Origin of the sequence: Rhodopseudomonas palustris (genome assembly GCF_003226555.1) — a bacterium.
In the GTDB taxonomy this organism is placed as follows: domain Bacteria; phylum Pseudomonadota; class Alphaproteobacteria; order Rhizobiales; family Xanthobacteraceae; genus Rhodopseudomonas; species Rhodopseudomonas palustris_I.
Genome location: NZ_QKQS01000006.1, coordinates 505,766 through 518,171, shown reverse-complemented (window position 1 = coordinate 518,171; position 12,406 = coordinate 505,766). Strand labels below are relative to the sequence as shown.

Sequence of the window (12,406 nt, the reverse complement as noted above, 5' to 3'; positions counted from 1 at the left end):
GGCGCCGCTTGCGCCTACTTGAACGCCTTGACGATCACCTTGCCGGTGACGGTCTCGGGCTCGCCCTGGACCTTCGCCGACAGCGTGATCAGGTAGCGGCCCGCCATCGGCAGGTCGGTCCTGAAGGCGTACACGCCGGGCTCCGGCGACGGCAGCGCCGTCACCGGCGACACCATGTCGGCCATGTTGTCCGGCGCCATGTCGACGCGGGTGTTGAAGATCACCGCACCTTCCACCGGCTTGCCGGTGGTCTTGTGGGTGAGGCGGATGGCGACGGTGACGTCGTCGCCTTTCTTCATTTCGGCCTTGGTGGCCTCGAACGCGTAGTCACCCGCGCCCGCCATGGCGGCGGTGGCAAACAGGGAGAGCGCGGCGGCGCAGGCCGCGGCGGTGCTAAATTTCGCAGTCATCATGATCTCCAAACGTGTCTGATCTCGTGCGGCGGCCGAACGGCACGCAGCATTTATCGGCGCGGACGGAATGCCCGCGCGGTTCGTCAGCGGGAGATCAGACGCGAGGAGGTCGGAACGGCGGACTGCCGGCGTGGTCCGGAACGAACAGGTCGGCCGGGGGAAATACCTGTCCGGTGCGCCGGGCGATGAATTTCACCGGGACGGACGCAACCGGCGAGAAGCCGACCGAGGCGCCGACACAGCAGAACCCGAGCGGGCATTTGGCCGGATGTTGCGGCAGGGACGGCGTTGCTGGCGCCGCATCCGCTGTGGCGCCGTGACAAGATTCGACGGCCGCGGCGTGGTGGGCCTGCGCACCGGCGTGATGCTCGGCACGCTGCGCTGCTTCGGCGGCGGCCGTAGGCAGCATGAGGGCCGACGCCGAGCCGACCGGCAGAGCCGCCAGCGACAACGCGATCATCAGCGCCAAGATCGTCCGGAACAGTCGCATTCCGCTTTCAGCTTGCCAGGGGCGTCGATCGGTTCGATAGTACTTGGATGGTCGCGCGACTTGTCGCGCATCAAAAGTCCAAGCCATATCCGGCTTCGGCGGCTCAAAGCCGACTAGGCCTCCTATACCCTGGCCGGGTATCGAATGGCAAGGCGAACAGCGGCCGCATTCTTGATCGTCTAGCCTGTGAGGCGGTCATCTCGGTGGCGTGCGACCGGTCTGTCCAATCGCACGAGAATAATTTTCCTTTCTCAGAGCTTTTGTGCGCCGAAGATTGTCGTGGACCGCCATTTCTCAGGCGTTTGCGTTGTTTTTATTCTCTAGATCTTGCGAGGCGGAATGCCGGCCGGTAGTCGATAGCGAACGCCGCCACGCGGGCGGCCACCTGGAATCGATGAACGAGCCCATTATGAATGCTCCCTGGCAACCGCCTGCGGGAGAGCGCCCCGCCTTTGTGTCGTCGCAGCCGACAACCGGCATCCTGATCGACCGCGTCCGCAAGGTGTATCCGGCGTGCCAGAGCAGCGTCGAAGTGGTCGCCCTCGACGACATCAGCCTGAATGTGCCGAAAGGCTCGATCCTCGGCGTGATCGGCCGCAGTGGTGCCGGCAAGTCGACGCTGATCCGGCTGATCAATGGCCTCGACAAGCCGTCGAGCGGCCGCGTCGTCGTCAACGGCGTCGAAATCACCGCGCTGTCCGAGCGCGATCTGCGCACCGCGCGGCGCTCGATCGGCATGGTGTTTCAGCATTTCAACCTGCTGTCGTCGCGCACCGCCTTCGGCAACGTCGCACTGCCGCTCGAGATCGCCGGCACGCCCAAAGCCGAGATCGAAAAGCGCGTGCTGCCGCTCTTGGACATGGTCGGGCTCGCCGACAAGCGTGATCGCTATCCGGCGGAGCTGTCCGGCGGTCAGAAGCAGCGCGTCGGCATTGCCCGCGCGCTCGCGACCGAACCCTCGGTGCTGCTGTCGGATGAAGCCACATCGGCACTCGATCCGGAAACCACCGATCAGATCCTCGAGCTGTTGAAGCGGATCAATCGCGATCTGCATCTCACCATCCTGTTCATCACCCACGAGATGGCGGTTGTGAAAGCGCTGGCCGACCGCGTCGCGGTGATCGAAGGCGGCCGCATCGTCGAGGACGGCGCGACCTTCGACGTGTTCGCCACCCCGCGCCATGAGGTGACGCGGCGGTTTGTCTCGTCGGTGACCGGCAGCGGCGCGCCGGACTGGCTCTTGGAAAAGCTGCAGCCGCAGCAGCCGCCGGGCGGCCAGGCGGTGCTGCGCATCACCTTCAAGGGCAGCGACGCCAACCAGCCGCTGCTGTCGAGGGTGTCGCGCGATCTCGGCGTCAATCTCAACATTCTCTCGGGTCAGGTCGAGATGATCGCCGGCCATCCGTTCGGCACGCTGATCGTGTCGCTCGACGCCGCGCCCGACGTGCTGCGCCAGGTGATCGCGCAACTGTCGGCCGGCAACAATCTGGTGGAGCAGCTCGGCTATGTCGCCTGAACTCATTCGCATGATCGCGTCGTCGACGCTCGACACCCTCTACATGGTCGGGCTGGCGGGGCTGTTCGGCACGCTGATCGGCCTGCCGCTCGGCATCTTCCTCGCCACCAGCCAGGCCGGCGAATTGTTCGCCGCGCCGATCGCCAATCGCCTGATCGGCGTCGTCGTCAACGCGACGCGCTCGACGCCGTTCATCATCCTGGTGGTGGCGATCGTGCCGCTGACCCGGCTGATCGCCGGAACCTCGATCGGCACCGCGGCGGCGACCGTGCCGCTGACGATCGCGGCGATCCCGTTCATCGCCCGCGTGATCGAGGCGGCGATCCGCGAAGTCGATCACGGCCTGATCGAAGCGGCGCGTGCGTTCGGCGCCAGCCCGCTGCAGATCGTCCGCAAGGTGCTGCTGCCCGAAGCGATGCCGGCGGTGACGATGGCGCTGACGCTCACCATCGTCAGCCTGCTCGGCTATTCGGCGATGGTCGGTGCGGTCGGCGGCGGCGGTCTCGGCGATCTCGGCATTCGCTACGGCTACCAGCGCTTCATGCCGGAGGTGATGCTCACGGTGGTGCTGGTGCTGATCGCGCTGGTGCAGGGCGTGCAGACGCTCGGCGACACGCTGGCGCGCAAGCTCGATAAGCGCCGCATCCGCCGTCACTGATTTTCGCTGTTCGGACCAGGAGTTTCCAATGCGCCGTCTTGTCGTTTCCCTGATCGCGCTGGCCTTCGCCGGCGCCGCCCACGCCGAGACCATCCGGGTCGGCGTCACCGCCGGTCCGCACGCCGAGATCCTCGATGTGGTCAAGAAGGTCGCCGCCGAGCGCGGCCTCGACGTCAAGCCTGTCGAGTTCACCGACTACGTGGTGCCGAACCAAGCGCTGGCGCAGAAGGAACTCGAGGCCAATTCGTTTCAGCACGAGCCCTATCTGAAGGCGCAGGTCGCCAAGACCGGCTGGACCATCGTCAAGGTCGCGAGCACCATCGCGTCGCCGCAGGGTGTCTATTCGGTCAAGGTCAAGGCGCTCGCCGACCTCAAGCAAGGCGCCACCGTGGCGATCGCCAACGATCCGTCCAACGGCGCGCGCGGCCTGCAGATCCTGGCGCTCCACGGCCTGATCAAGCTGAAGGGGCGTCGGCGCCACCGCGATGGTCGCCGACATCATCGATAATCCGAAGAAGCTGAAATTCGTCGAACTCGACGCCGCCCAGTTGCCGCGCTCGCTGCAGGACGTCGATCTGGTATCGATTAACAACAACTACGCGGTGCAGGCCGGCCTCGATCCGTCCAAGGACGCGCTCGCCCGTGAGAATGTCGAAGGCCCCTGGGTCAACATCATCGCGGTGCGCGAGGAAGACAAGGACAAGCCCTGGGTCAAGCAGCTGATCGACGCCTACCACTCGGGCCCGGTCAAGCAGTTCGTCGAGACTCGCTTCAAGGGCACGTATATTCCGGCGTGGTGAGTGGATAGAATAACGCCAAAACCACACAAACCACCGTCATCCCCCGCGAAAGCGGGGGATCTCGTATTGCAGTGCGTTAGTGGCTAACGTAAGCGCTTCAACAACAGCTCTCTGGAATACTGGATCGCCCGCCTACGCGGGCGATGACGGCAGAGTGTGAGGCGCGCTCAGCGGCTCGACAGCCAACAGTGAACCGTTAAGGCGCGTCGCGGTATCACTTGTTATCAAACGCCCATCCCCGTCATTGCGAGCGCAGCGAAGCAATCCAAAAAGCCTCGTGTACGGAGCTGGATTGCTTCGTCGGCTTCGCCTCCTCGCAATGACGGTTCGGAGAGGTGCGGCGGAACGCTGCCGCTCCGCCGCCTGGACCTAGGTCGTCCGCCTGTCCTCAGTTCTCTTCCTCAGCTCCACACCCCGCTGCGTCGGTCTTCGACCCGCTTGGCTTTGTGCGTGGCGCGCGGCAGCGTATCGGGCTTCAGCACCGACACCGCGGCCGAGACGCCGGTGATGGCCTTCAGCTTGCGCTCGAACCGGTCGGCGAGATGCGCCGGCTCGCCGTTGTAGCCGTGGATGTGCTCGACCTCGACGGTGAGGCGGTCGAGATGATTGATGCGGTCGACCACCAGCCGATATTCGCCGGTCAGCTCGTGATCCTGCCGCGCCACGGCTTCGACGTCGCTCGGGAACAGGTTGACGCCCTTGATGATCAGCATGTCGTCGCGCCGGCCATGTACGCCGTTGAGCCGGATCGCGGTGCGGCCGCAGCGGCACGGCTCCGGATTGAAGCTGACGATGTCGCCGGTGCGGAACCGGATCATCGGCCGCGCCGTCTTCTGCAGCGTGGTCAGGACCATTTCGCCACGATCCCCCGGCTTCACCGGCTCGCCGCTGTCTGGATCGATTACTTCGACCAGGATGTGATCCTCGGCCCAGTGCAGCCCGTCCTTCTGCTCGCACATTCCGGCGCAAGAGCCGAAGATGTCGGACAGACCATAATAGTCGTACACCGACGCACCCCACAGTTGCTCGATGCGGCCCCGGGTCTCGGGGATCGAGCCGCCGGGCTCGCCGGCGACGAAGATCCGGCGCACGGCCAGGTCCTTGCGCAGGTCGTAGCCTTCCTTGATCGCGGTCTCGCCGAGATACCAGGCGTAAGACGGCGTGGTCCAGATCACCGTGGCCTGGAATTGGCGGAGAATCTGCAGCAGCCGGTCGGACGGAATCGTGCCGGCGTGGATCGTCAGCGCGCCGAGCTTCTGAGCGCCGAGCACGCACGGCCCGCCGATGAACAGCGAGAAGTTCAGCGAATGCACGTAGCGATCGGTCGGCCGCATCCCGGACGACCAGAACTGCCGCGCCTCATAGTCGATCCAGCCGTCGAAGTCCGATTGCGTGAACGGCGAGGCGGTCGGCACGCCGGTCGAGCCGGACGACGCGGAGATATAGACGATGTCGCGCTCCGGCACCGCGACGAGATCGCCGAACGGCGGCACCGCGATCTGGCGATCACGCAAGCGGCGCTTGTCGATGAACGGAAAGCGGCGGATGTCGTCGAGCGATTTGATCTGGCCCGGCGAGACCTTCGCGGCGTCGAACGCGGCGCGATAGGCCGGTGAGCCCGCATAGGCGTGGGCGACGTGCTTTTGCAGCAGCGACAGTTTCAGCGCGTCCCAGTCGGCGCGCGATTGGGTTTCGAGCTTGGCGTCCCAGTACGGGCGCTCGTCGGAAGTCGCGGTCATGTGCAGTGGTCCTGAACGCGGACGACCGGCCGTGGGGCCGGTCGCGCTATCGATGGAAGGATGAACAGGCGATCGTTGCGACGGCGTCCGGTGTCACCAGGTGGTGAGAATGGTGCCGTTGAAGCGTTGCTCGGTGAAGGCCTTGACCTCCGGCGAGCGATAGATTTCGACGAACTTCTTCAGCGTCGCATTGTCCTTGTTCTTGGCCTGCACCGCAAACACCAGGTTCCAGTTGGTGTCGGCGCCTTCGAGCAGCAGCGCGCTCTTCGGGTCGAGCCCGGCGCTGAGCGCGTAGTTGAGATTGACCGCGGAGAAGTCGAGGTCGTTCAGCGAGCGCGGCAACTGCGCGGCGTCGAGTTCGACGATCTTCAGATGCTTGGGGTTCTCGGCGATGTCGGCGATCGTCGCCTTGATGCCGATGCCCGGCTTCAGCTTGATCAGCCCGGCCTTCTCGAACAGCTGCAACGCCCGGGCGCCGTTCGACGGATCGTTCGGGATTGCGGCGCTGGCGCCGTCCTTGATGTCGGCGATGCTCTTGACCTTGTTCGAATAGATCCCGATCGGCACGATGATGCTCTTGGCGATCGAGACGATATCGTAGCCGCGCTGTGCCACCTGGTTGTCCAGATAGGGCTGGTGCTGGAAGTTGTTGATGTCGAGGTCGCCCTGCGCCAGCGCAGCATTCGGCACCGTGTAGTCGGTGAATTCGGTGATCTTCAGTTCGATGCCCTGCTTGGCGGCGAGATCGCCGGCATAGCGTAGGATCTCGGCATAAGGACCGGCGGTGGTGCCGATCCGGACCACTTCGGTGCTGTAGGCCGGAGCCGCGGCGGTGAGCGCGGCGAAAGCGGCCGCGGCGAAAACGAGTTTACGTGCCATGGGAATCAACCTCGAGACGTGACCATCTTGCTGGTCGTGGTTTGCGGGGAAACTACCGGCCGCCCGAACCAGCGGCCATTTCGAAATCCGCGACGAGACGAGATCGGGATTTCCCGATCTGCCGCCATCGCAGAACATTCGTGTCGCGTGTGCGGCCCGCGATGCCCGCCGCGCCTTCGCGCCGCGCGCGACGCGAATGTGGCTTGGACGCCGTTTGGGTGACGGGACGCGGTGCCGCTGCTGGTCACTGCAGCCGCGGACGGACATCTTTCGCGCAGCGGGTCGCGGCCTTCTGGGCGGCGACCAGCGAACCGAACGACTGTCGCTCCAGACTGTTGAAGTCGTGATGGGCCGCGAAGAAGCAGAACTTGCGTCCGTCCCGGACGACGATGCCGGCGGTGCGGGCGTGAACTTCAATGACGTAAGCGTCGGACATGACTCCCTCACTGGCAAAGCCAGCGCCTTCTGATCTCTGATGATGTCGGTGGTGTCGAAACGATGTCGGCGTCAGCCGAGGATCATTCGACAGCGACAACAGAGGCCGGAGCGGGGGAGAGAAAGTCGGGCGGATGTCGAGCCCGGCGCAATCGCACGCAATGAAATGGTTGCGCGACGGTCGGAGGCAGGTCGTTCAACAATGATCGAGATGATGGCGTTCATGAGCCGATCTCCGTCAACAAAGGAGCCCACGAGCCGTGTCGTGGCGCTTTAGCGATTAAACCCGCGGCGCAAGCTGCTCCGTCAAATCCCGCGATCCGAGCCCACCAAGAACGTCGGACGAGTCAAATCTGCCAGACGTCGATGTGAAGTCAACGCGTGCCAAAAAATAAGATCGATTTGGCGCGGGGACGCGCGAATGAGAAAGCGCCGTGGTCTGCTCCCTCGGATGAAGAGAACTTCCTGCTGCAGCGCGCACACCTGCGAACCAGCCGGAATCAGGCACTCGGTTCGCAAGTCGGTTGCGCATCGAATGCTCACTCACGACAAGCGTTGGATTCCGGGAGAAGTTGCGAGTCACTCCTGATCAAAGGCTGGCACGCCCCCTCCGACAGGCGGGCTTGATGAGGGACCGATGTCTCGATCAAATGCAGCGTCGGCACTCCGGTCTCGCAGCCTTGCATGGACGAACTCCACCCTTTTCCTCCGGTGAGCGAGGATCCAGAACGCTGGTACTGCACCAATATGGTGGGCGTACCGGTCGGGCTGATCGGCTCGACCGCGTTCAACCGCTGTTTGCGCCGGATCACTATCCACGGCACCCGCGAGACGCACCCAGGTCTGTTCCGGCTGCTCGCCGCCTGCGAGTATCCGGCGACCGCCGCCGAAGTGTTCGAGCATTACATGGAGCTCGAGTTCGGCCTCGCGCCGGGAGCGCATGGCCCGTCAGCCGCGCGGCACCCGACCAGCTATCTCGATCTGCTGCGCGGCTGGGGCGTCGAATCCGATTGCCCGAAGGCAGCGGTGCTGAAGGGCTGGGTCGAGAGCCGGTTCGGGCTGGTGCCGACCTTCCACAAGCAGCGGCTCGGGCTGTTTCCGTCTGCGGCGTGGGCGACCTACTTGCAGGAAAAGACCGACGCCCGCTTTCACAACAACTGCATCTTCCAGCAGTTCGACCTGCTGTACGAATACTGCCAATGGAGCATCCGCCACTTCAAAACGCCGGGCCCGCGTTTCGTCCGGCTGTGGCGCGGCACCAACGACGTCGAGGATCAGCTGATCGATGGTGATGCCCGTAGCCGTCTGTGCACAGTGCGGCTGAACAATCTGGTGTCGTTCAGCGATTCCAAGGAGCGCGCCGAGGAATTTGGTGATTGGGTGCTGGAGACCGAAGTGCCGACGGCGAAGTTGTTGTTCTTCCCCGGCCTGCTGCAGCGGCATGTGCTCGGCTATGAAGGCGAGTTTCTGGTGATCGGTGGAAACTACAAGGTGCGGGCGTATCACGGATGGTTTTGAGGACGCGCTGCATCCTCGCAGCTATAAAGTGTCCCACGTTTCCACGAGTCATTCCGGGGCGCGAGCGCAGCTCGCGAACCCGGAATCTCGACGTTCAGAGCACCTCGGGATTCCGGGTTCGCGGCCTTTCGGCCGCGCCCCGGAATGACGTGCGGAGGCAGCAGGATCAATCGGTCTCGCCGGGCTGCTCGGGGCGCGGTTCGCCGAAGCCGTAGGCTTTGCCCTTGATGCTGTCGATGTCGATCCGGATCACCTTGGTGATGCCGAGCTTTTCCGCCGGATAGTCGAACTTGCGGTCGGTGAACCGGCTGACGATCAGGTCGAGCGCCTTGGTCTTTTCGGCGACGTCATCGACGAAATTGGCGCGGCCGAAGCCGATCACGGTGCGGTGCTTGGCTTCGAAATCGCAAGCGGCGTCGGCGGTGACGACGCCGTTCTCGGTCGTCACCTCGAAGCAGACGCGGTTGTTGGTCTTGAGAATCTCGATCTTGGTGCCGGCGCTGGCCGAATGGACGTACAGCGCCTTGCCGTCGAAGCCGTAGAACACCGGCACCAGGAACGGCACGTTATCGCGCGCTAGTGCCAGATGCAGCACCTTGTCGCTCGCCAGGATGGCGTCGATCTCGGCGCGGTCGGTGATTTCGCGGCTCCGCCGCCGCATCGGTCGGGACAACAGGTCGGAGGCGGGGTCGGTCATTCCAAGTCTCCTAATGGCGCGGTGCTCCGGCTTTGCCGAGACCGCTGGATCGGATTGTCAGCAGGCGCAGGACAGCTTCGAGGCCAGTGCCTTGATGTCGGTATTGATCTTCGGCACCGGATAGCGCGGCTGGACCGCGGGACAGGCTTCGAGCGCGGCGATCGCCGGCGCAGGCAGGCCGCGAGCGTGTGCACCGGCGAGGATGAAGTCGAGATAGTCGCGGCTCGGCGGCTGTTGCGGCCCCATTTCGGTCTTGCGGTGAAACAGCGCGTCGAGCGCCTGGCCGTGCTCATCGATCACTTCGACCGGGTAGTGGAAGTACGATCCGCCACCGTCGAGCTTGACGCCCTGCCAGGCATCGAAGCGGTCGAGCTCGGTGGCCGACAGCTCGTAGAGCACGCCCCACACCTCTGCGCCGGGCTTGTCCACCAGGGTTTCGAGGCCGCTGTCCCAAACGTCCGAATGGCCGTGGAAGCCCAGCCGGTAGTCCGGCAGCCGGGCGATTGCGCGGATCTTCGGCTGGCACAGCCGCACCATGATGTGCTCCGGGTTCAGCGTCGCCCCATAGGCGAACAGCAGCGTGGTCGGACGGCGGGCCGGCTTGGCGCGCGGCGCAGTCGGGAGCGGCGTGGTGAGCGTCGGGGTCATGTCGCTTCTGCCTGTTGCTTCGGGGTGATGGTGGCGGCGACGCCGAGGCCGGGCAGCTCCATGATTTCGGCGTCCATATCGAGCGCGCGCATCGCGCGGGAAAACCAGCGCGGAATGTGATCGCAGACGAGATCGAGCTGACGGAACGGCGTGCCGGTGAGGAACGGGATCAGGATGTCCCAGGAATTCAGGCCCGGATCGTCCTGCAGCAGCCGCACCAGATCGAGCCGAAAGTGACCGCTGTCGTCATCGCCGACCAGCACCGGCTTGATCTCGTCGAGATCGCTGTCCGGACTGTCCTGACGACGGCGCCGTCGGCGCGAGCGTCGCTCGGCGCGTGCGGCCTTGGCGCTCTGTTGCGCGCGCTCGTTCTCCTTGCGGGCGATGGTTTCGAGTTGGGTGAACAGCGGGCCGTGCGACTGCCAGGTCTGCACGCCCATTTCCTGCAGCAGCGAATTGACGACACCGCGCACGCTCCTGGAGAGAAACAGCCGGCAGTCTTCCAGCTCGGGCACCATTGCGGCGAGGGATGCGTGAATCTCGGCAAGCCCATCGTCCGGTCGCACCGCGAAGCGGATCGTCTTGCGAACCTTCCAGACTTCGCCGTGCTGCTCGAACAGCAGGATCACGCCCTTGTCCGAGACCTTTGTGATCTCGCCCTCGGCGTCGACATAAGCTGCGATCTTCATCGGTTGTCTCGCGGCCGTCAGGAGAAAAAAGAGTCCGGCGACGGACATGGCAAACCGTCGCCGGACCAGATCATGACCGTGATCACCACACGTTCAGGATCCATTCGCGGTTCTTCTTGACCTCCATGTCGCCAAACAGCGTGTTGGCCATCTGTTCGGCGAGCCAGGTCGCGCCGGCGTAGCCGACGACGGGATAGCGATACAGGCCGGCGCGATCGTAGGTCGGGAAGCCGACCCGCAGTATCGGGATGTTGTAGTCGATCGCGACGAACCGTCCCTTGGAGTGGCCGAGGATCAGATCGAGTTCGAGGCCGTTCTTGATGCGGTCCTCGAGCTCGAACAGGTCGGCGTTGGTGATGATCTCCATCGGGTAGTCGACATTCTCCTTGATCGCCGCGATCCGCGGATCCTTCTCGTAGCCGGCGTTCTCGTCGCCGAGCAGCAGCAGCACCGGCTTCATGCCGAGATCGAGGCAGTATTCCGCGAGACCGAGCACGAGATCGGGGTTGCCATAGATTGCCACCCGCTTGTCGGCCAGGAACATGTGGGCAAGGTCGGTGATGGCGTCGAGCGCGACGCCGCGTTCCTTGACCAGCGATTCCGGGATCGGCTTACCGGTCATGTCCTTGACGTTGCGCAGGAAGGTGTCGGTGTTGCGGATCCCGATCGGGGTCGGGCCGATCACCGCCGGCACGTCCCAGCGGGTCTGCAGCCAGGTCGCGGCCTGGCCGCCTTCGTAGCGGTTGAGCGCGATCGTGCCTTGCGCGTCCGCAGTCGCAGTCAGCTCGGCAATCGTGGTCGAGCCGTGCGACACCGCGCTCTTGTCCGGCATCAATGGACTGTCGAAGCTCTCGATTTCGAACAGCACGTTGGCCTCGACCTGCATCTCGGCCAACAGATGTTTGAGCTCCTTGACGTCGCCCGGATTGACCCAGCCGGTGATCAGATTGATCTTCAGGCTCGGCTTGTCCTTCTTGGAGAAGTGCTTGACGAAGTCGCGCACCGCAACGTCGTAGCCCGTCACCATGCTGCCGACGAAGCTCGGGCAGTGGATCGGGATCAGATGGACCTCGCGGTCCGGATACTTCACGTCGAGCAGCTCTTCCTGCAGCTTGGTGACGACGCCGTCGACGTCGTCGCCAATCACCTCGGTCGAGCAGGTGGTGATGATCGGCACCACCTTGACGTGCGGATAGCGCATCAGCAGGACGTCGACCGCTTCCTCGACACGGTCGAGTGCGCCGAACACCGCGCCGTCCTCGTGCACCGACGAGGAGGCGATTTCGAAGCTCTCCTTGAGATGCTGCGAAATCAGCAGGCGGACGAACATCACGCAGCCCTGGCCGCCGTGGACGATGCCGATGCAGTCCTTGATGCCGATCGAGGCGTATTGTGCGCCGGCCGGCTGACAGGTGAAGATCGGATTGATGGTGCCGATCCGGTCCTTCGGCTTGAATTGACAGTTCATGGCGAGGGTCCAATCAATAGTGCTTGTCGGTCAGCTCTTCGTTGAGCGAGCCGGTGACGGTGAGATAGTCGATACGGGCGTGCAGCTCTTTCATCAGCGCCTTGATGTCCTCTTTGGACATCTCGGCGAGCCACGGACAGGTGGCCTGATAGGCGCGCTGCAGTGTCACCGAATCGACCCAGTAGCAGCGGTCTTCCGGCGTCTCCGGCGTGAACGGCTCGCCGGCGAGCAGCTTGGCGGCGATGCCGAGGATGCCCTCGTTCTGCCGTTTGCGGTCCCACGTCCGCGAATGGAACTGCCAGAGGCAGTTCTTCATGATCCAGTCGACCATCTGGTCGACGCGGGCCTTGGTGATGTCGTCGAGAGCCTCATAGGCGGCGAGCGAGGCGGCCGCCGCGGCGGCGTCGGCCGGGAACGGATGCTCCGAGGTGACTTTGTAGGTGATCTTGGTCATGG

13 protein-coding genes and 1 pseudogene are annotated in these 12,406 nt (G+C 64.2%); 4 read left to right on the top strand and 10 right to left on the bottom strand.

What is annotated here, in order from left to right; genetic code table 11:
- Window positions 1-14: 14 nt before the first annotated feature.
- Together DNX69_RS04310 and DNX69_RS04305 are read right to left on the bottom strand one after the other, a co-directional pair.
- Window positions 15-410, bottom strand: a complete 396-nt coding sequence (locus DNX69_RS04310) for a FixH family protein (RefSeq protein WP_110784851.1) — start codon at window positions 408-410, stop codon at window positions 15-17.
- 97 nt (window positions 411-507) lie between these two features.
- A complete protein-coding gene (locus tag DNX69_RS04305; protein ID WP_234826850.1) occupies window positions 508-873 on the bottom strand; it encodes a hypothetical protein in 366 nt (121 codons plus the stop codon).
- A 439-nt stretch (window positions 874-1,312) separates the two neighbouring features.
- Between DNX69_RS04305 and DNX69_RS04300 the strand changes: the two genes are divergently transcribed.
- The 3 genes and pseudogenes from DNX69_RS04300 to DNX69_RS04290 all read left to right on the top strand — a co-directional run bounded on the left by DNX69_RS04300 (window position 1,313) and on the right by DNX69_RS04290 (window position 3,877).
- On the top strand, window positions 1,313-2,419 hold the full coding sequence (locus DNX69_RS04300) for a methionine ABC transporter ATP-binding protein (RefSeq protein ID WP_110784747.1): 1,107 nt from the start codon (window positions 1,313-1,315) through the stop codon (window positions 2,417-2,419).
- A complete protein-coding gene (locus DNX69_RS04295) occupies window positions 2,409-3,077 on the top strand; it encodes a methionine ABC transporter permease (RefSeq protein ID WP_107343465.1) in 669 nt (222 codons plus the stop codon). Before DNX69_RS04300 ends, DNX69_RS04295 begins: the two co-directional genes overlap by 11 nt.
- Before the next feature lie 28 nt (window positions 3,078-3,105).
- A pseudogene (locus DNX69_RS04290) lies at window positions 3,106-3,877 on the top strand (MetQ/NlpA family ABC transporter substrate-binding protein).
- A gap of 401 nt (window positions 3,878-4,278) precedes the next feature.
- On the opposite strand, the gene DNX69_RS04285 reads toward DNX69_RS04290, so the two are convergent.
- From DNX69_RS04285 to DNX69_RS04275, 3 genes are all read right to left on the bottom strand, one after another.
- A complete protein-coding gene (locus DNX69_RS04285; RefSeq protein WP_110784746.1) occupies window positions 4,279-5,616 on the bottom strand; it encodes a phenylacetate--CoA ligase family protein in 1,338 nt (445 codons plus the stop codon).
- A gap of 93 nt (window positions 5,617-5,709) precedes the next feature.
- A complete protein-coding gene (locus DNX69_RS04280) occupies window positions 5,710-6,495 on the bottom strand; it encodes a MetQ/NlpA family ABC transporter substrate-binding protein (protein WP_110784745.1) in 786 nt (261 codons plus the stop codon).
- Between the two features lie 244 nt (window positions 6,496-6,739).
- Window positions 6,740-6,931 (bottom strand): hypothetical protein, encoded by a 192-nt coding sequence (locus DNX69_RS04275; RefSeq protein WP_110784744.1) that lies wholly within the window; start codon window positions 6,929-6,931, stop codon window positions 6,740-6,742.
- Between the two features lie 683 nt (window positions 6,932-7,614).
- Between DNX69_RS04275 and DNX69_RS04270 the strand changes: the two genes are divergently transcribed.
- Window positions 7,615-8,448, top strand: a complete 834-nt coding sequence (locus tag DNX69_RS04270; RefSeq protein ID WP_110784743.1) for an NAD(+)--dinitrogen-reductase ADP-D-ribosyltransferase — start codon at window positions 7,615-7,617, stop codon at window positions 8,446-8,448.
- 166 nt (window positions 8,449-8,614) lie between these two features.
- On the opposite strand, the gene DNX69_RS04265 is transcribed toward DNX69_RS04270, so the two are convergent.
- The 5 genes from DNX69_RS04265 to anfG form a co-directional block, all read right to left on the bottom strand.
- A complete protein-coding gene (locus tag DNX69_RS04265) occupies window positions 8,615-9,145 on the bottom strand; it encodes a pyridoxamine 5'-phosphate oxidase family protein (protein WP_110784742.1) in 531 nt (176 codons plus the stop codon).
- A gap of 57 nt (window positions 9,146-9,202) precedes the next feature.
- Window positions 9,203-9,793, bottom strand: coding sequence for a gamma-glutamylcyclotransferase family protein (locus tag DNX69_RS04260; protein WP_110784741.1), 591 nt, complete (start codon window positions 9,791-9,793; stop codon window positions 9,203-9,205).
- Window positions 9,790-10,482 (bottom strand): Fe-only nitrogenase accessory protein AnfO, encoded by a 693-nt coding sequence (gene anfO / locus DNX69_RS04255; RefSeq protein ID WP_110784850.1) that lies wholly within the window; start codon window positions 10,480-10,482, stop codon window positions 9,790-9,792. The genes DNX69_RS04260 and anfO overlap by 4 nt, the downstream gene beginning before the upstream one ends.
- An 82-nt stretch (window positions 10,483-10,564) precedes the next feature.
- Entirely contained in the window at window positions 10,565-11,950 is a 1,386-nt protein-coding gene (anfK, locus tag DNX69_RS04250) for a Fe-only nitrogenase subunit beta (RefSeq protein WP_110784740.1), read from the bottom strand.
- A 13-nt stretch (window positions 11,951-11,963) separates the two neighbouring features.
- Entirely contained in the window at window positions 11,964-12,404 is a 441-nt protein-coding gene (gene anfG / locus DNX69_RS04245) for a Fe-only nitrogenase subunit delta (RefSeq protein WP_110784739.1), read from the bottom strand.
- Between the last annotated feature and the right edge of the window lie 2 nt (window positions 12,405-12,406).